Source organism: Hyphobacterium lacteum (assembly GCF_036330345.1).
GTDB lineage: Bacteria > Pseudomonadota > Alphaproteobacteria > Caulobacterales > Maricaulaceae > Hyphobacterium > Hyphobacterium lacteum.
The window spans coordinates 340,427-359,021 of record NZ_JAZDRP010000004.1 but is presented as its reverse complement, the minus strand read 5'-3'; the positions used below and the strand labels follow the sequence as shown (position 1 = coordinate 359,021).

Genomic DNA, 18,595 nt, shown 5'->3' with positions numbered 1-18,595 from the left:
CCCCCCGCAAGCAGGGGGAGAAAGTAAATAGAGTTATTCCTCCAGCACGCCCTCAAGCCAGGCCGCCATCGCCGCCATGTCGAAATCCGGCGCATGCTCGCCGCCTTCGGTGCGGACATGGGTGTAGGTCGCACCGGCCTCATCCAGCACGGTGATCATGTAATCACCCTGGTCGGGCGGAACGATCGGATCGTCCGGCGAGTCGATCATGTAAAGCGGTGGATCATCGGCATCGACATAGCTGGCCGGCGAGGCCTGCACCGCGATAGGGGGCGCCGCCTGGTAATGATTGTCCATCCCGAAAAAAGGTACACCCGTATACATCGCGATGGTCTGGGCGGCATAGGCGCTGGCCGTGTCCGGATCACCCGCCAGCATGAAGGGCGTAGCGATTCCCACCACGGCCTGCACGGCCGAAGAGGTCTGGTCGATCGGGTCGGCGCCATCGCCCGGCGCATCATCCATCAGCGCAGCCATGGTCGCCAGATTGGCACCCGAGGAATGGCCCAGCGTGGCTATGTGGCGCGGATCGATACCCCATTGTTCCGCCGTGGCGCGCACGAAGCGCACCGCGCGGCGGGTATCGTTCACGGCGGCTGGAAAGCGGTTGCCGGGCGAGGACCGGTGATTGATCACAAAGGCGGTAAAACCTTCCGCATTCAGCGCCTGCACCACGGCGCGCATATAGTCATAACCCACCATGTCCTTGAGCTGCGGCGCCGAATAGATTTCCGGCCGGTACCAGCCGGATCCGGGCACCACGACCACGCCCAGACCATTGCTGTCTTCCGGCGCATAGACATCCATCAGCATCGCTGCGCCCGACACCATGCCGTAGACGACATTGCTCTGCGCGGGTGTGATCTCGATTTCGTTCTGGGCATGGGCGCTGACGGTCAGCGCAGCGGCGGCAAAGGCCGCAACGAAAAGACGTTTCATGACACTCTCCCCGAAAGTCTTCGGGCCGGAGGTTAACGCTGTTTACGGGATAGGGAAGGGGACTAATCCCCCAACACCCCCTCAACGCCTACGGCTTTCCCCGCCGCATTCAGCTGTTTCAGCGTTTCCGGGTCCAGCGGAATGCCTTCCGCCGCCCGGCGCTTGCGAAGGGCGCGTTCCGGATCGCCGGGTGCGACCACAGGCGAATCCCAGTCGGCGGGCGGGGAGGCGAGGGCATAATCCCACATCGCTTCCAGCTCGCGCTCCATGGTGGCGGGATCACCAAACGCATCGGGCTGCATCACGATAGCGGTCATCTGGTTGCGGATCCCGCCGCGGCGTTCATGGCCCGGTTGGATGGTCCCGCCTCCGGACAGAACACCCGCCAGCAATTCCGCCGCAAAGGCGAGCCCATAGCCCTTGTGATCACCGAACGGCGCCAGCGCGCCCTTCTGTTCGAAGCCTTTGAATCCGGAGGGATCGTCCGTCGGCAAGCCGTTCTCATCGATGATCGAGCCGAACGGCACGCGCAGCCCCTTGTTCGCGGCGACGCGGGCCTTGCCCATGGCAATCCGGCTGGTCGCCATGTCCAGCAGGAAGGCCGGCTTGGTACCGGTCGGGGGCAGGGCGATACAGATCGGATTGGTGCCGAACCGGCTGTCGGTTCCGCCATAGGGCGCGACCATCGGATCATGGTCGGTGACATTGACGAAGAAGATGGCGACGAAGCCTTCATTGGCGGCGATCTCGCCATAAGCGCCAATACGGCCCAGATGATGGGCATTCGACAGGGTGACGATCGCCGCGCCCAGTTCCCCGGCTTTCGGGAAGGCGGCCTTCATGGCGGCTTCGCCGGCGATCCGGCCCCAGCTGTCCTTGCCCTCCAGCTTCACGATGGCGCCGGTGTCGAGCACGATCTCCGGCCGGGCAGACACATCGACCAGGCCTTCAACGGCGTGCTTCACATAGGCCGGCAGCAGGCCGATCCCGTGGCTGTCATGGCCGGTCAGATTGGCCGTCACCAGATGATCGGACACCAGCTGGGCATCGGCCGGCTGCGCCCCTGCCCGCGTGAGGGCCTCGGCCCCGAAGGCGATCAGATCAGGTGCGGAAATGCGGACATCACCGGGTTGCATCATCATCCTCGTTGCTATCGGCCTCTTCCTCGGGCCGGACCGGGGGCGGTGACCAGGCGCGATCAAGCGCATTGTTGCGGCCTGTCTCGCGATCATTGCGCATCGTGTCTTCCATCATCTCGTTCTGACGCCGGGCAATGGCCATGTATTCGGGATTCTCGAACACCGACACGTCTTCCCGCCAGGCCTCGGCCAGCTTGATCAGCGTTTCACGGTCATGGCGGACAAAATAGCGCACCGCCTTTTCGGCCTCGAACGGATGCTCGCCGAGGCCTTCCAGAGCGCTGCGGGCAGCCCGGACGGCGCTGTCGAAGGTTTCCCGGATGATGTCATTCGCGCCCGCGGCATAGAGTTGATAGACATGATGACGGTCTATGGCCCGCGCCACGATATGGATATCGGGCCGTTCGCGGCGGACATGTTTCACCAGCTCGGTGATCTGTTCCTTGTCGTCGATCGCCACCACGAACTGTTTCGCTTCGGCCAGTCCCGCCGCATGCAGCAGGTCAGGCCGGGTGGCATCGCCATAGAAGGTCTTGATCCCGAACTTGGCCATATTCTCCACGAAATCGCTTTTGTGCTCGAGCACAACGATTTCATAGCCGCTGGCCCGCAAAACGCGGTGGACGATCTGTCCGAAGCGGCCATTGCCGGCAATGATGGTGGTCCCGCGCTGGTCGATCTCGTCGGCGTCGCGTTCGGGCTCCTGTTCTGTGTATTTCCTGGCAAAGACCTGCTCGTAGAGAATGAAGAGCAGGGGCGTGACCAGCATGGACAGCGCCACCAGCAATGACAGGACCGGCTGAAGATCCGGCGGGATGACCTGGTTCTGGACATTGAAGCTGAGCAGGACAAAACCGAATTCGCCGGCCTGGGCGAGGGCCAAGGTCATCAGCCAGCGATCACGCCCGCGGATCTTGAAGATCAGGGCCAGAATGCCCAGCACTGCGGCCTTGGCGGCGATCAGCCCCGCCAGAAGGCCGAGGATCAAAGACCAGTCATCCAGGAAGACCTCGAAACTGATTCCGGCCCCGACCGTGATAAAGAACAGGCCCATCAACAGGCCGCGGAATGGCTCAATATCGGCTTCCAGCTCGTGCCGGTATTCGGAATTGGCCAGCACCACGCCCGCCAGGAATGTTCCGAGAGCCGGCGACAGGCCGACCAGCGTCATCAAAAGCGCGATGCCGATCACCAGGAAGAGCGCAAAGGCGGTAAACATCTCGCGCAGTCCGGACCGCGCAATAAAGCGGAACAGCGGGCGCACCAGATAGCGTCCGCCGCCGACCACGATCCCGATGGCCGCCAGCACGACCGGTCCATAGGCCCAGCCGGGCAAATTCTCGACCAGATTCAGACTGGGGCCATGATCGCCTCCACCATGCTCGGCGGCGCCATGCGCCGCATCTGCGGCATGCCCGGCCGCATGCTCCAGCCCTGATCCCATCAGATCCGGCATGGCCAGTAATGGCAGGAAGGCCAGCATGGGAATGACGGCAATGTCCTGGAAGAGCAGGATGGAAAAACTGCCGCGCCCGCCCTCGGTCTTGTCGAGGGATTTCTCGCTCAGCGTCTGCATCACGATGGCGGTCGAAGAGAGAGCGAAGGTCAGGCCGATAGCGACCGCCACCGTCCAGTAGATTCCCAATGCAATGGCCGCAGCTGCGATGATGCCGGCCGTCACGGTAACCTGCAGCCCGCCCAGGCCCAGAAGCCTCGCCCGCATGTCCCACAGGGCGCGCGGTTCCAGCTCCAGCCCGATCAGGAACAACATCATCACCACACCGAACTCGGCAAAATGCTGCAGGTCCTGTGTCTCCGATCCGACGAGGCCCAGCACCGGGCCGATCAGTACACCGGCGATCAGATAACCGAGCACCGAGCCGAGGCCGAGCCGGCTGGCGATCGGCACCAGGATAACGGCCGCGGTCAGATAGATTGTCGCGTCGAGAAGAAATCCGCCCATGGCCTAACCCTTCACCAGCGAATTCAGCTGGCCGTTCAGCAGCGGCAGCTTGCGGGCCGCCTCGATATCCAGCCTGTGATCGCGAAGCGCCATCAGATAGCCCTTCCATTCGGCAGCATGCTCGTCGATCCGGTTGTCTTCCCCGGCGTGACCGGCCGCAAAGAAGGTCAGCGGCGGCAGATAGACCATGCCGCAAAGATCGGCGGTCTGTTCCAGCGGCGATAAAAGCGTGCGGACAGGAAAGTGATTGTAGCCCTCCGGCGTATAGGCGGTTTCGGGCCCGCCCGCTGTCAACGCGGAGAAGAAGATCTTGCCGCTCAGCGCATTTCCCTCATGGCCATAGGCCCAGCCGTGTTCCAGCACGATATCCTGCCATTCCTTCAAAATGGCGGGCGTCGAATACCAGAAGAAGGGATGCAGGAAGATGATGACATCATGGGCTTCCAGCCGGGCCTGTTCCCTGTCGGCATTGATATCCTGGCGCGGATATTCGGCATAGAGATCGGCGAGGGTCACGCCCTCGACCTCGGCGGCGGCCCGGCGCAGGGCCTTGCCGGCCACGGACCGGCGCGGAGCCGGGTGGGCCGCCAGGATCAGGATCCGCCTGGGCTGCGTGTTATCGTCCAGGATGCTCATCTCCCCTCCCGCGAAAACGGCGCTGACCAGCAACATAGGCGGGTGCGGGCAGCCCGGCCATGACCCAATTGCGGTTTTCCTGTTGGCAGGTGCTTGCGCGAGCGGGATGAGCGAAGTATATCGCCTCTCCTTCCGGTGCGAGCCCTTGGGGGTCCGCACACCGGTGTGGCGGAGTAGCTCAGCTGGTTAGAGCAGCGGAATCATAATCCGCGTGTCGGGAGTTCAAGTCTCTCCTCCGCTACCACCATTCACCGATGACGATGTGAGGTCCGGTCGCGGGTCTTGCCCGGACGATGCCGCGGCATGGGTCAATCCAGATTCAACTTGGGACCTCCCCGCCGTGATGATATCGTCTGCCCTGCTCAAAGGGGGAAATCATGAAGAAACTTGTGGCCATATTTTGCCTGGCATCGCTGGCAGCTTGCAGCAGCCCGGAATCCGGAGACGAGACGGCGGCTGTTGCAGAGACCGAAGCGCCTGCTCAAACCATGTCGCTTAATGAGACGAGCTGGACATTCGTGATGGACGGCACGGAAATTTTTGAGTCCATCGACGCCGATGGAAACTACATTGCGAATGCCGGTGATCAGCATTTCGATCACGGCACATATGCTCTGGTCGACGGGATGCACTGCTTCACCAGCGCCATGAATGACGAGGGCCAGATCTGCTGGACAACACCGGCTGATATCGGGATTGGCGAGAGTGTCGACATTACAAGCGAGCAGGGCGCAGAGCTCACCGTCACACGTGTGGAGTATCAGCCCCTGGACATGTAGCCAGCGCTGTCACCGCATTGGGAGCCAGCATCCTGCGGCTTATTAGCCGATTTTGCGGCCCTCGGGAAAACGCCTGCTGTGCCGGCAGAGCATGCATGCTCTTGCCGGCAACAGCGCAATTGTATCCGCCGCGGGATCACGCGCATTCGGAAATGCCAGACCCGGATGAGGACCGCGTTCGTCACCGCATTTTCCGAATGTCTGTGGCATTAACCTTCTGGCCACCCTGTTCATGCCCTTCTGTGGTTGAGTGATTCGCTTTATCCAGCGGCGGGGACAGGCGTGTTCGGATTAAAATTCGATTCAAAGGCCAAGGCGGAGGAGCAGAAGCTCGCCCAGACCGCCCGGAATGTGTCCGAAGGCGCCCTCGAAGAGATCGACCGCTCGCGCATGGAAATCTATTTCCGCAGCGGGCTATCGGCTGCTCCACTTAACATTATCAATGGCTTGATCCTCGCGGGCATGCTGATCACGGCAGCGCCATGGCTGCATGTCGCGGCATGGCTGCTGACCGGTGTTGTGCTGACCGCCTGCCGGATGTTGCTGGCGCGCCGCGCGCTCAAGCTGGGTGCCAGGCTGCCCAATCTGCAGGACAAGCTCTTTCTCGCCCTGACCGCTCTGTCCGGCAGTATCTGGGGCGTTGCCATCTTCCTTTTGCCGGCCAATCAGATATCGGTCGCGCATTTCGCCGTGGCCTTCATCGTTGCCGGTATGACGGCGGGGGCCGCCCTGTCCTCGGCGACGCGGCCCATCGGCATTATTGCTTTCAATACCCCCGCCATCAGCCTGATTGCGGCCTGGCTGGTGACACTCGGCAGTATCGAGGCCTATGCAATGGCTGGCGCCCTCGGCCTGTATCTCTTTGTCACCATGCGTATTTCGGCGCGTTACCGTGCCACGTTGAAAGAGGCGTTCGAGGCCAATGCCTCGCTGGAAGGTGCGCGCACAAGGGTGGAAACCCAGGCCAAGGCGCTGCGGGAACTTGCCCGCCGCCATGAAGCCACCGCCAAGAAGGGTGAGGAAGCCATAAAGGCAAAGAGCGCCTTCCTGGCCAGTGTCAGCCATGACATCAAGAATCCGCTGGCGGGTATTATGGGCGTTTCCCGGCGCATTGCCGAAGACGATACTCTGGATACCGATACACGGAAAAAGACCCGCCAGATCTACGAAGCCGGCGAAATGCTGATGCGCTTCGTTGGGGACCTGCGGGATGTCTCGGTCATCGAATCCGGACAGTTGGCCCTGGTGCCTGGCGAGATCACGGCCGCCCGGCTGGCGCGGGATACGCGCATGCTCTGGGAGCCCAAGGCCAAGGCCAAGGATTTGCGGTTCGCCATTCATCTGTCCGGGGATCAGGATTTGATTCTGGCGGGCGATTCTGCCCGGCTCAAGCAGATGCTCTTCACCTATATCCGCAACGCATTGCGATATACGGCGTCAGGTCAGGTGGACGTTTATCTGGATGTCGCCATCCATTCCGGAAATGCACGGCTGAAAGCCGTGGTCGAGGACAGTGGACGCGGCGTTCCGCGCGAGGCTGAAGGCCGCCTGTTCAAGAATTTCTTTGAATCCGATGCCGAAGGCATCCGCATCATGGATGGAACGTCGACGGGCCTGACCATTACCCGGCACTTGGCCGAAATGATGGGCGGCCATGTCGGCTATGAGCGCAGCTCCAAGGGCGGATCGAAATTCTGGTTCACGGTCGAACTGCCGAGCCTCGAACGCCACGATTCACGTACGACGGAAAAGCCTGCTTCAGCGGCTTCAACCGCCATCGAAGACAACCCGCCCGTCAAGGCCGCCCGATCACCGGAGCATGGCCTGCCCAACCGTCCATTGCGGGTTCTGGCCGCCGAGGATAATGCCATCAACCGGACCGTGATCGAAGGGTTCCTTGTCGCCAAGGGCTGGTCGGTCGAGTTTGCCGAAAACGGTGAACAGGCACTGGAGGCCGCGCAGAACAAGGCTTTCGACCTGATCCTGATGGACATGCGCATGCCGGTCATGGACGGGCTACAGGCGACACGGGCTATCCGTGATCTGCCAACCACGGCGGCGATGACGCCGATCATCGCCCTGACAGCCAATGCCCGCCGGGAAGACGAGGCGCAATGCCTGTCTGCCGGGATGGACGGTTTCATCTCCAAGCCGATCGACACCCAGCGCCTGTTCGAGACCATTGCCGGCGTGCTGTCGGATGGCCCTTCGGGAAATATGGCCAAGGCCGGTTAGCCGGGCGTTTCAGACCGGATCCATTCCAGGAAACCCGCCGAGCTGCCATCGTCCTCCACCAGCCATTCCAGGATGGCCGGTTCTTCATAGGGATGCAGGGCTTTCACACGCTCGGCGCAGTCGGTTCCGCGCGCCGTTTTCAAAATCATCACCCATTCGGGTTCGGCCTGCATCTTGCCTTTCCAGCGATACAGCGAGGTGCCGCCGGGCAAGAGATTGGCGCACGCGATCAGCTGCTCTTCCAGCAGCGTGCCGGCGGCAGCGCGGGCGCTGTCCATATCCGGCCAGGTCGTATAGATGAGACTCACCTCTGACATGACCCTGTGTTTAGCCCTATAAGCCCTGTCCATGAAGCCTGAAGCCACATCCTCCGCACTGGTCCTGTTCTCCGGCGGACAGGATTCCGCCACCGTTCTCGCCTGGGCGCTTGACCGCTATGAGCGCGTGGAAACCATCGGCTTCGATTATGGTCAGAGCCATGATGTCGAACTGCTGGCCCGCCAGCATGTCCGTACAGCGCTGGCCGACCTGAAACCCGGCTGGGCCGCCCGGTTGGGCCCTGATCACATCGTCGACCTGACAGGTTATGGCGCCATCGCCGAGAGCGCGTTGACCGCGGAGATGGAAATTGCTTGGCATGAAGACGGCCTGCCGACCACCTTTGTACCGGGCCGCAATCTGGTTTTCCTGACCGTGGCCTCGGCTTTGGCCTACCGGCGCGGCCTCGCCCGGCTCGCCGGCGGTATGTGCGAGACCGATTACTCCGGTTATCCCGACTGCCGGCGCAATACGATTGATGCTGTTGAATCCATGCTGACCCTGGGCCTTGAGCGGAAAATGCCGATCGACACGCCGCTCATGCACAGGACCAAGGCACAAACCTGGTCGCTGGCAAATGATCTGGGCGGCTGGAAGCTGGTCGAGCTGATCGTCGAGGACAGCCATACATGCTATCGCGGCGACCGCCATCAGCGGCACGAATGGGGCTATGGCTGCGGCGACTGCCCGGCGTGCGAACTGCGCGCCAAGGGCTGGTTTGAATGGAAGGCGAGCCGGTGACCTATTCGGTCAAGGAGATCTTCCTCACCGTGCAGGGCGAGGGGGGGCAGGCCGGGCGTCCGGCCGTGTTCTGCCGGTTTGCCGGCTGCAATCTCTGGAACGGGCTGGAACGTGACCGGGCCAGCGCTGTCTGCAATTTCTGTGATACCGATTTTGTCGGCACGGACGGTGCCGGGGGGGGGAAGTTCACCCGTGCAGAAGACCTGGCGGCGAAAGTGTCAGGCTACTGGCCCGGCGGAGGGCGCCCGCTGGTTGTCTGCACCGGCGGCGAGCCCCTTTTGCAGCTGGATGCCAGGCTGATTGCGGCTTTCAAGTCGGCCGGTTTCGACATTGCCGTTGAAACCAATGGCACGATTGCGGCGCCAGAAGGGATAGACTGGCTGACCGTCAGCCCCAAGGCTGATGCGGACCTTGTGCAAACCAGGGGGGATGAGCTGAAACTGGTCTATCCGCAGCCCGGTGTGGACCCGGCCCGATTCGAGCCTCTCGATTTCAAGCGCTTCTCACTCCAGCCCATGGACGGGCCGGATCAGATGGAAAATGCCAGGGCGGCTTTCGAATACTGCCTGGCGCACCCGAAATGGTCGCTCAGCCTGCAAACCCATAAATGGATCGGCGCGCCCTAGCGCTCCAGCGGCGTGCAGAACGGGTCGAGCTCATTGCCCAACCGCTCCAGAAGCGTGCCGACATCAATGACTTCCTGTGCCTGAACGCCCTGGTTCTGGACCATGTTGGCCACAACGCTTTGCATGGCCTGATCATCACTCAGATACGGCGCCATCTGTGAAAAGATCTGCATCTGACGGCGGGTCATCCGGGCCGCCATGAAACCGAACCCGCAGCCGCAGGCCGCTTCCGGTGCCCGATAACCGTCAGCGCGCAGATCGTCGACGCAATAGCGGACAAAAGACTGGGCGGCCTGGCTTTCCGACTGTGGCAGTGCAGCCGGCGTAACAGCCAGGGCCAGGGCCGAAGCCGCAAGAAAAGTACGCAACATGGCAATCTCCCCTGATTGGATCAGGAAAGCCTAGTCCGCCTTTTCCGGCGACGTCCAGTAATTACGAACCCGAATTGACCGTTTCGTCGAGATCATCCGCCAGGCGGGCAGCAAAGCGGTCGAAAGTCCGATAGGCGTCGGTCCAGACGCTGGCATAACGGGCATCCTGGATGCTCGGTGTTGTCCAGCTGTACTCATAGGTCGAGAGGACCGTGCCGTCTGCCGTGCGCAGTTCGGCGGTGATATGGGCACCACCACGGCCATAGCTCTGCCAGCTCAGACCCGAGACGCCCTGCTGGGCGAAGGTCGGCCGGTTCGGTGTGGCATCCTCGATCACGACAAACAGCATCGCTTCGGCATTGCCGTCGGCTAGCAGGTAGACGCTGCGCAGTTCGCGTTCGAGATCGGCTGAAAGCGTCCGTGTCAGGCGGTCGAATTCACGCCGGCCATAGTCATCGCCCTTGGCCTCCAATTCCTCGCCAATCGTGATTTCGGCCACGGTGACCGGTCCGACCGGGGAGCCGGCATGGTTGGCGATGAAATTCTGGGCCAAGGCCGGGGCGGCGATCATCAGCGCGCCCAGGACAGAAATAAGATAACGCATAGCGCTCCTCCAGTTCAGTAATCCGTCCCCTCTGTTACAGTGTAACAAGATCGGGGCGCGCTGTCAGGGGGCTACTCGTTATCCTCGTCATCTTCGCCATCACCGGGGATCGCCGTCTTGATCACGGCTTCACCGACATTGCCGGCGGTTTCCAGAACGGTGCCAGTGGTTCGTACCGCGGTTTCGGCAACCATGGAGGTCACGCCGATGGCCAGACAGCCTGACAGGGCCGGGGCGGCAACAAGGATACCGATAAGGGCAATAAGGCGCCGGAAGATCATGACACACTCCATCGAATGACGTCATCATGATCTCCCGGCGCGGCTTCATAAAGGGTGAAGATGCATTACCGGGTGTCAGTCAGCACCAGCTCGGCATCCTCCAGCGCAGTGATGGTCAGGGTTTCAACGTCCCTGATAGCGGCGCCATCGCGGGCATTCATGGTTGCACCATTGACCTCGACCACACCGGCGGTCGTCGCCAGGTATTGATGGCGGCCCGCTTCCGGCGTGTAGCTGACGCTTTGCCCGGCTTTCAACGTCGCCCCCAGCACTTTCGCATCAGCCCGGATCATCAGTCCGCCATCGCGATCAGGGTCGCCCGAGGCCAGCACCACCAGTTTTCCGGCATTCTCGCCTTTGGGAAATTCCATCGCATCCCAGCGCGGTTGGCCGCCTCGCTGATCGGGAAGGATCCAGATCTGGAAGATCCGGGTCAGCTCGTCTTCCTTGTTGTATTCGGCGTGACGGATACCGGATCCGGCCGACATCACCTGGACATCGCCGGCAACGGTGCGGCCCTTGTTGCCGAGGCTGTCCTCGTGCGTGATCGCGCCATTGCGGACATAGGTGATAATTTCCATGTCGGCATGGGGATGCGGGGGAAAACCGGTCTGCGGCTGGATTTCGTCATCATTCCAGACCCGCAGGGCGCCCCATCCCATGCGGGAAGGGTCATGATATTCGCCGAAGCTGAAATGATGCTTGGCGTTCAGCCAGTCGATCCGGAATTTACCCAGACTGTCAAAGGAACGGATATCGATCATGAATGTCTCCATCGCTGTATTGCGTTGGCATCGGAGATAGGGGGGTGCGGACCTGCGAGAAATGCAGGCATCGGAGGCATTTTATTTCTAAAACGGAAACAATCAGTCCTTTGTTACCCGCACATCGATGGGATGGCCGCCCTTGAAATGGATGTCGCGCTGAGGGAATGGGAAGGCGACGCCATTGTCAGCGAAGCTCTTCCACACCGCCAGCAGGACGTCACTGGCAACATTGTTCACGCCCTGGCCCGGGTCGGCGATCCAGAAGCGGATTTCCAGATCAATGGAATTGTCTCCAAACCCGCGCAGGAGGCATTTTGGTGCCGGTGAGCCCAGCACTCTGGGAACCGTGCTGCAGGCCTCGATAGCCAGCTCGATCGCCCGGGGCACATCAGTGGAATAGTCCACGCCAATCGGCCGCTTGATCCTCACCGCATGGTCCGAGAACGACCAGTTGATCACCTTGGTGGTGATAAACTCCTCGTTCGGAATGAGGTGTTCCATCCCGTCGCGCGTAATCACTGAGGCAAAGCGCATCCCGAGCGAGTTCACGCGGCCATAGGTGTCTTCCAGCGTGATGACATCGCCCGGCTTGATCGAGCGGTCGAGCAGGAGGATCACGCCCGATACGAGGTTGGAGAAAATCTTCTGAAGTCCGAAGCCGATACCCAGGCCGACAGCACCGGAGAAGATCGCCAGCGCGCCGAGCGGAATACCGAGGCTGGAGAGCGCCAGTAACACCGCTGAAGCGAGCAGGGTAACCTGAACGGACTTGCCGATCAGCAGCCGCGCCGACGGATTCAGGCTGGGCAGCTTGTTGATCCGGGACGACAGAATGGCGGCCGCCCTCGAAGCCAGCCAGTAGAGCACGACCAGCAGCACGAGGGCCTGGATGGTGGACATGACCGATACCCGGCCGCCGCCCACGCTCATCCCCAGCGAGCTGAGGAAGTTGGTCGTTGGCTCCAGCCAGCCAAGAATATTCATCGCGGCAATGGCCCAGCCGGAAATCGCGATCGTCCGCGACCAGAAGGGCTCCGAGATGAAGCCGCTGATCGAGCGGATAATCGCCCAGGCCCCCACCAGGTTTGTCCCTAGCCGCACCCAGAAAAAATCCATTTCCAGCTGCTGCAATGTGAACAGCACAGCGGACAGGAAAATCCAGGCCATGGCCGGGCCGAGGACCGGTGTCAGAAAGCGGACGGCATCGCCGCGGATGCGTTTCAGGAAGCCGAAGCTGAAGACCTGGTCGATAATCTTGGCAAGTGGCTTGCGGAGCGCGAAGGCGAGCCCCGCAGCCGCCAGAAGCGCGGCAATTTGCACGCCGAAATCCACGCTCACGAGGGCCGACTGAAGCCATTCCCAGAGTTCCACCAGGCGACCACGCCAGATCGCTGGATCTGCGAGTTCCTCGAGATCGGGCGTTATGACTTCGCCGGGGGGTGAATTGCTGACCATGAATCAGGAGGATAGGCCAGACGGGGTAGGGGCGTCGAGTGTTTACTGGCCCTCGCGCCGCCAGCCAAAGCCCAGAGCCGCCACGATCAATAGCAGGATCAGTATTCCGGGCAGAAGCGGAGTCCGTTCCGCGCCACGAACGATATAGCGCTCATTACGCTGCAAACCGTACCAGTTACGGCCGGACGCATCGGCCCCGAGCCGGGTCCGGCGGATGCCCGGAAGGTCCGGCTGTGCGGAGGCACCCAGCACATAGGCACCACCGCCATTTTCCCTGACCAGCGGACGCAATACCTCTGTTGACGGACGCAGATTGGCGTATTCCTGCGGATTGAGCGGGCCCAGCGCAGCCACCGATGTCAGATCGCCCGAGCGCAGCCGCACCAGTCCGCTTTGCTCGGTGACATCGGTCATCGCCGAGAAACGCCCGGGCTCACCAGTGGCCGCCATGTCCAGCGTTTCGGTTCGCCCGGACGGCCATTCCAGTTCCAGCGGCGGCGGCGTGTCGGCCAGCGTCGTCCGCTCGGCCAGCAATTGCCCGTTGAACGCCGAAGCCGACAGTCTTTCCTCGTCCAGTTCCGGTTCGCCCATCAGCCAGTGTGCCACACGGCGGAACATCTCGGCATGCGGACCGCCGCCCTGATAGCCGCGCGCCCACAGCCAGCTCTGATCCGACAGAACCACGGCAGCGCGGCCCTGCCCGGCGCGTGCCAGCACCAGAAGCGGCCCGCCATCCGGGGCCTGCAGCAGGGTTTCGCCGCCCAGCACGGTGGCATCGATCCGGCGGAACCATTCGCCCCACGGCTCTTCGTCTTCTGCCGGAGCCAGATTGGCGGTGACCGGGTGGCGCTGGCCGGCATCGGTCACTTCGGGGCGATAGGCGCCCGTGGCGATAACTCCGGTCGGGCGCGCCGGGATGACGGCCGCCAGTGGCGAGCGATAGATTGAAACAGCCTGGCCAAAGGGCGGACCGGCCGTGATCAGCAACGCGCCGCCATTGTCCACATAGCGGGCGATATAGTCGAAATAGAGCGGTGGCATGATCCCACGGCGGCGATAGCGGTCGAAGATCACGAGGTCGAACTCTTCCAGCCGCTCCTCGAACAATTCGCGGGTCGGGAAAGGGATCAGGGACAATTCATCCACGGGTGTCGCATCCGCCCGGTCCAGCGGACGCAGAATGGTGAAATGCACCAGATCAACCGACGGGTCCGACTTCAGAAGGTCGCGCCACGTGCGGGCGCCATTGTGCGGCTCGCCGGTGACCAGCAACACGCGCAGCCGGTCCCGGACACCGGTGACCGACACCGCCGCGCGATTATTGATCAGCGACAATTCCTCGGGCCCCGGTTCAACCTCGATCTCGATCACATTGGCGCCGCGATGACCGATCTGCGCGGTGACGGTGGTATCCAGCCCCAGCGTGATGCGCGCCGTTTGCGGCTCGCCGCCATCGACACGGAAGGTCAGCGTTGCCGTGCCCTGCATGGCGTCGTCCTCGACGCGGATAACAAACTCTGCCGGCTCGTCGACCAGCCCGTAGCGCGGGGCTTCCACAATCACCAGGCGGCGGTCACCCTGCTCGGGATTGCCGGTCAGCAAATGATGGACCGGCGCGCCGATCTCCAGGCCTTCGACGTCTTCCGGCATGTCATGAACGCGGCCATCGGTTGCCATCACCACACCGGCCAGACGGTCGCGCGGAATGCCGGCCAATGCAGCCTGCATGGCTTCGATCGCCAGAGTGCCTTCGGCATCATTGCCGATCTCGGCCTCGACCAGTTCCAGTTCCGGATCATTCCCGGCCTCGCGCCGCAACGCTTCCAGTGCGGCTTCGGCTGCTTCCGCCCGGCCCGGAATGTCCATGGATTCCGAGCGGTCGACGATTGCCAGCGCGATATCCGGCAGGGCTTCGCGCTCCTCCTCCACCAGTGACGGATTCATCAGCACCGCGCTGATCAGGAGTATGGAGAGGCTGCGCCACAGCCAGCCATTCAGACGACGGATCGCGCCCACGGCCGTTGTGGCCAGCGCCAGCACGGCCAGCGTGCTGATCGCCCAGACCGGGATCAGCGGCGCAAAATCGAGTGTGGTTGCCGCCGCGCTCATTGTCCCAGCCTTTCCAGCAGGGCCGGGATGTGAACCTGGTCGGCCTTGTAGTTTCCGGTCAGCGCATACATCGCCAGATTGACGCCGAAGCGCCGGGCCATTTCGCGTTCCCGCTCCCCGCCTTCGACGGGGTAGAGCGGCTGTCCGGCATCATCCACCGCCCAGGCCGAAGCCCAGTCATTGGAGCCGATCACCACACCGGACGTGCCATCACGAGAGGCGCCATCAGGGTCAGCCTCCACCCACACAGCCCCACCGGTGACGCGGCCCGGGAATTCCTGCAGCAGGTAGAAGGATTTGGTCAGCACATGGTCAGGATCGACCTGTGCCAGCGGCGGCACATCAATGGCTTCCAGGACCCGCATCAGGCCGGGATGCGGCGCGCCTGCGCGGGAAACAGCCGTGTCGGCATCCTGCGTATCGAAAACGATCAGCCCGCCGGACTGGATATACCGGTTCACGCGCGCCGCAGCCTCATCGGTCAGGGGCGGCGCATCATTCGTGATCGGCCAGTAGATGATCGGAAAGAAAACCAGCTCGTTTTCCTCGACATTGACCGCCATCGGCTCTTCCGGCTCCATCGCCGATCGGCGCCAGATCTGCTGGGACAGGCCGGAAAGCCCTGCGCGGCTGCGTTCATCAATCTCGCGATTGCCGGTCCGTACATAGCCAAAGCGCAGATCCAGCGCGGCTTCCATCTCGAAACTGTCCAGATAGTCCGCATCCTGTGCCTGCGCTTGCGGTGCGTGGGTCATCAGACCGGCCACCAGCAGGACCGCCGCCACCGCGCCACCACCCCGCGGCAGGCGCAGGCGCGGCAATCGCCCGGCCAGCGCCAGGGCGATGATTGCATCAATGGCAAAAAGGAAGAGCGCCAGGGCCAACAGGGCACCGGCAAAGCGGCGCTCGGCGGGGGCTTCCAGATTGGCGAAAGTCACGCCCGGCAGGTTTCGCGGCAACGCCTCCAGCGTATCACCGGCGCGCAGCACATTCAGTGCCGCGCTGGCGGTCCCGATCCGGTAGATGCCCGGAGGGGTCAGCGCGCTGGCGGTGGCATTCTCCCAGTTCTGTGATGGTACGGGGCGCGCCGAAACCGGCGGATTGCCGAGACGGCCCTCACCATCCAGCGCCCGGTCAAGGACATAGGCGCCTGATTGCGACGGGGTTGCCGACCCGCCCTGAGCCAGGGAGGTCACCCGACGCAGCATGCGCGGGAACAGGCCGGTTAGCGGCAGCTCTGACCATTCCGGTCCGGCCGTCACATGGAACAGGACCACCCAGCCATCGCCCTGGCGCATGGCTGTGACCAGCGGTGTGCCATCTTCGAGCCTCGCCCACACACGGTCCGCTGAAGCCGTGCCCGGTTCGGCCAATACCTGCCGGGAAATGGTAGCTTCGGCCGGAACGGCCAGGCCGGCAAAGGGAGAATCGGCTCCGAACGGGGCAATGTTCTGAGGGTCTTCCCAGGACAGGGCGCTGCCAAACAGGCGTCCGCCTTCGCGCAATTGCACGGGCAGCATGTCGTCGGGACGCGCCGCGAGGCGCGGGCCGGCAAAACGGATCAGCAGGCCGCCGCGATTGACGAATTCCAGAACGCGCGGATCGTCGGTGCGCGCGGCGTCGATCATCACCAGCGCCGAGACATTGCCTTCGAGCAGGGCGTCCAGATCATCGCGGCGGGCTTCGGTGAAGGGTTCGATGGCCCGCATGATGTAGTGCAGATCCGAGAGCAGCGGTTGGCCATCCTCGCTCGGCGCGTCGATGACGCCGACACGCGGACGCTGCCAGGCATCATCGGTCAACTGTGTTCCACCGGCAGAAGTCTGTCCCTCGATACGTATGGCAGAGACACGATTGCGCAAATCCAGCGGCAATTCGATTTCGGCGCGGGCGCTGGTCACGCTGGGGGCCAACGTGATTTCGGTGCGGGCGACAGCGCGCCCATCCTGAGCTGTGGCGACCAGAGAGACCGTGCGGTCCAGTTCGGCGGTGACGCGCTGAACATCTACGGCAAAGCCATTGGGTGTCGCCACCGGCGTGCCGAGCGCCAGCGGCGAACGGCCCGGTCCGGGCAATATGGCGGTGACCGGTCCGAGCGGATCGAGCACGGCGGCCAGATCACTGGCACCTTGCGTTTCCAGCCCGTCGGTCAGCCAGATCGTCTGCATGGACGCATCCAGCGCGCCGCTTTCCACGGCCTGGCGGATGCGGGCAGCCGCCACCGAACGGTTCGGTGGCCAGGCCTGTACGTCCTCACCTTCCAGCTGGCGGCGGGCGGTATCAGGATCGCCCAGCACCAGTTCGGCGTCGGGCGTATCCTCGGCCGTAAAGACGATGGCGGCGGTCCGGCCCGCCTCTTCGGCCTGATCCAGCCGGTAATTGGCTTCTCGCACCATGTCGCGCCAGGCAGCGGCAGAGGCCCAGCCATTATCCATCACCAGCAGAAGCGGGCGGTTATTCGTCACTTCCGGTTCCGGCTGCCAGACGGGGCGGGCCAGCGCGATGATAACGATCGCCGCAAGCAGCAGGCGGAAGAGGATCAGCCACCAGGGCGCATGGTGCGGGGTCTCGGCATCATCCGGCGCGTTTTTCAGAAGACGTAGCGGCGGAAAGATCGCACGGCGCGGCGGCGGCGGTGTGGCGCGCAACAGCCGCCACAGGATGGGCAGGGTCAGAAGTCCGAACAGGGCCAGCGGTGCGGCAAAGGCGAGGGGACCGAGCGCAAACATCTCAGACCTCCCGCGCCAGGGCGCGATACAATGCCAGCACGGCCTGTGTTGCCGGCCGGTCCGTGCGATGCGTCACCAGCGTCCAGCCATAGGCGCGGGCCAGCTCGGCCAGCCGGTCGCCATGCTCCTGCCAGCGGTGCCGGTAGGCCTTGCGGGCTTCCTCGGCCCGGCCGAACAGCAAGTGCTCGCGATCATCTACGGATTCAAACTTGGTGCGGCCCTTGAACGGGAAATCCTCTTCCATCGGATCAATGATCCGCAAAAGAGCCCCGCCCGCCTGCATCGCGGCATAGCGCGAGAGACGCGAGCGCCAGGTCTCGATCGGATCGAGGAAGTCACTGGCCAGAACAACGCGGCCATAGCGGGAAATCGGTGCGGCTTCGACGGAGGCCAGGCTGCCCGGTCCACTCGCGAGGCGCAGCGAAGTACGTTCCAGGCCCAGCTCGCCGCTACGCGCCCGGGCGCTTTCACCCAGAACAGCGATACGTTCGCCACCGCGAGAGAGCAGCGCCGCCATGGCGATCATGCAGACCGCGGCACGATCCTTCTTCAGGGGCAGATTCCGCGAGGACGAGAAATCCATCGTCGCCGATCCGTCCCGCCACAGCCACACCGTGTTCGCGGATTCCTGCTCGTTTTCACGGACATAGAGATCAGCAGACTTGGCCGACATCCGCCAGTCGACCGCGGCTGCGCCATCTTCTGAGCGATGGTGACGGTATTCCCAGAAGGTCTCGCCCAGCCCGCGCCGGCGCTGTCCGTGCACGCCCATCATCACACTCGCCGCGATGCGCTCGGCCTCGGCGACCAGCTCGCCAAACGGCGCAGAGGCGGCTTCGCCGGCCTGACGCAGCTCGGCGGCGCGCTTGGTATCATCACGGGCAAAAGGCGAGCGCATGGGCG

The 18,595-nt window shown here is 63.0% G+C and carries 17 protein-coding genes and 1 tRNA gene; 5 read left to right on the top strand and 13 right to left on the bottom strand.

What is annotated here, in order from left to right; all coding sequences use genetic code 11:
• Positions 1-33: 33 nt before the first annotated feature.
• The 4 genes from V0U79_RS08900 to V0U79_RS08885 all read right to left on the bottom strand — a co-directional run bounded on the left by V0U79_RS08900 (position 34) and on the right by V0U79_RS08885 (position 4,677).
• Positions 34-939, bottom strand: coding sequence for an alpha/beta fold hydrolase (locus V0U79_RS08900; protein ID WP_330199146.1), 906 nt, complete (start codon positions 937-939; stop codon positions 34-36).
• 62 nt (positions 940-1,001) lie between these two features.
• On the bottom strand, positions 1,002-2,081 hold the full coding sequence (locus V0U79_RS08895) for a malate/lactate/ureidoglycolate dehydrogenase (RefSeq protein ID WP_330199145.1): 1,080 nt from the start codon (positions 2,079-2,081) through the stop codon (positions 1,002-1,004).
• Positions 2,062-4,041, bottom strand: a complete 1,980-nt coding sequence (locus V0U79_RS08890) for a cation:proton antiporter domain-containing protein (RefSeq protein ID WP_330199144.1) — start codon at positions 4,039-4,041, stop codon at positions 2,062-2,064. Before V0U79_RS08890 ends, V0U79_RS08895 begins: the two co-directional genes overlap by 20 nt.
• A gap of 3 nt (positions 4,042-4,044) precedes the next feature.
• Positions 4,045-4,677, bottom strand: a complete 633-nt coding sequence (locus V0U79_RS08885; protein ID WP_330199143.1) for an NAD(P)H-dependent oxidoreductase — start codon at positions 4,675-4,677, stop codon at positions 4,045-4,047.
• A 167-nt stretch (positions 4,678-4,844) separates the two neighbouring features.
• Here V0U79_RS08885 and V0U79_RS08880 point away from each other — a divergent pair.
• The 3 genes from V0U79_RS08880 to V0U79_RS08870 all read left to right on the top strand — a co-directional run bounded on the left by V0U79_RS08880 (position 4,845) and on the right by V0U79_RS08870 (position 7,691).
• Positions 4,845-4,921 (top strand) — tRNA-Met (locus V0U79_RS08880).
• Positions 4,922-5,054: 133 nt separating this feature from the next.
• Complete coding sequence (locus tag V0U79_RS08875; protein ID WP_330199142.1) at positions 5,055-5,456, top strand: hypothetical protein; 402 nt, start codon at positions 5,055-5,057, stop codon at positions 5,454-5,456.
• 282 nt (positions 5,457-5,738) lie between these two features.
• A complete protein-coding gene (locus V0U79_RS08870) occupies positions 5,739-7,691 on the top strand; it encodes a response regulator (protein WP_330199141.1) in 1,953 nt (650 codons plus the stop codon).
• Here V0U79_RS08870 and cutA read toward each other — a convergent pair.
• A complete protein-coding gene (gene cutA / locus V0U79_RS08865; RefSeq protein WP_330199140.1) occupies positions 7,688-8,008 on the bottom strand; it encodes a divalent-cation tolerance protein CutA in 321 nt (106 codons plus the stop codon). The two genes, V0U79_RS08870 and cutA, sit on opposite strands and share 4 nt — an antisense overlap.
• 31 nt (positions 8,009-8,039) lie before the next feature.
• Here cutA and queC point away from each other — a divergent pair, with 31 nt between their 5' ends.
• Positions 8,040-8,750: a 7-cyano-7-deazaguanine synthase QueC gene (gene queC, locus V0U79_RS08860; RefSeq protein WP_330199139.1), complete on the top strand. Its 711-nt coding sequence runs from the start codon at positions 8,040-8,042 to the stop codon at positions 8,748-8,750.
• Positions 8,747-9,376, top strand: a complete 630-nt coding sequence (gene queE / locus V0U79_RS08855; protein ID WP_373696459.1) for a 7-carboxy-7-deazaguanine synthase — start codon at positions 8,747-8,749, stop codon at positions 9,374-9,376. Before queC ends, queE begins: the two co-directional genes overlap by 4 nt.
• Here the strand turns inward: queE and V0U79_RS08850 are convergent.
• From V0U79_RS08850 to V0U79_RS08815, 8 genes are all read right to left on the bottom strand, one after another.
• Entirely contained in the window at positions 9,373-9,747 is a 375-nt protein-coding gene (locus tag V0U79_RS08850; protein ID WP_330199137.1) for a hypothetical protein, read from the bottom strand. The genes queE and V0U79_RS08850 overlap by 4 nt on opposite strands.
• Before the next feature lie 61 nt (positions 9,748-9,808).
• Positions 9,809-10,351, bottom strand: a complete 543-nt coding sequence (locus V0U79_RS08845; protein WP_330199136.1) for a hypothetical protein — start codon at positions 10,349-10,351, stop codon at positions 9,809-9,811.
• A gap of 71 nt (positions 10,352-10,422) precedes the next feature.
• A complete protein-coding gene (locus V0U79_RS08840) occupies positions 10,423-10,632 on the bottom strand; it encodes a hypothetical protein (RefSeq protein ID WP_330199135.1) in 210 nt (69 codons plus the stop codon).
• A gap of 65 nt (positions 10,633-10,697) precedes the next feature.
• A complete protein-coding gene (locus tag V0U79_RS08835; RefSeq protein ID WP_330199134.1) occupies positions 10,698-11,396 on the bottom strand; it encodes a pirin family protein in 699 nt (232 codons plus the stop codon).
• A 102-nt stretch (positions 11,397-11,498) separates the two neighbouring features.
• Complete coding sequence (locus tag V0U79_RS08830; RefSeq protein ID WP_330199133.1) at positions 11,499-12,854, bottom strand: mechanosensitive ion channel family protein; 1,356 nt, start codon at positions 12,852-12,854, stop codon at positions 11,499-11,501.
• A gap of 42 nt (positions 12,855-12,896) precedes the next feature.
• The gene (locus V0U79_RS08825) at positions 12,897-14,963 is read right to left on the bottom strand and encodes a hypothetical protein (protein WP_330199132.1); all 2,067 of its coding nucleotides are present in this window, start codon (positions 14,961-14,963) and stop codon (positions 12,897-12,899) included.
• On the bottom strand, positions 14,960-17,692 hold the full coding sequence (locus tag V0U79_RS08820; protein WP_330199131.1) for a DUF4159 domain-containing protein: 2,733 nt from the start codon (positions 17,690-17,692) through the stop codon (positions 14,960-14,962). Before V0U79_RS08820 ends, V0U79_RS08825 begins: the two co-directional genes overlap by 4 nt.
• Position 17,693: 1 nt before the next feature.
• Positions 17,694-18,590, bottom strand: a complete 897-nt coding sequence (locus tag V0U79_RS08815; protein WP_330199130.1) for a DUF58 domain-containing protein — start codon at positions 18,588-18,590, stop codon at positions 17,694-17,696.
• Positions 18,591-18,595: the final 5 nt, after the last annotated feature.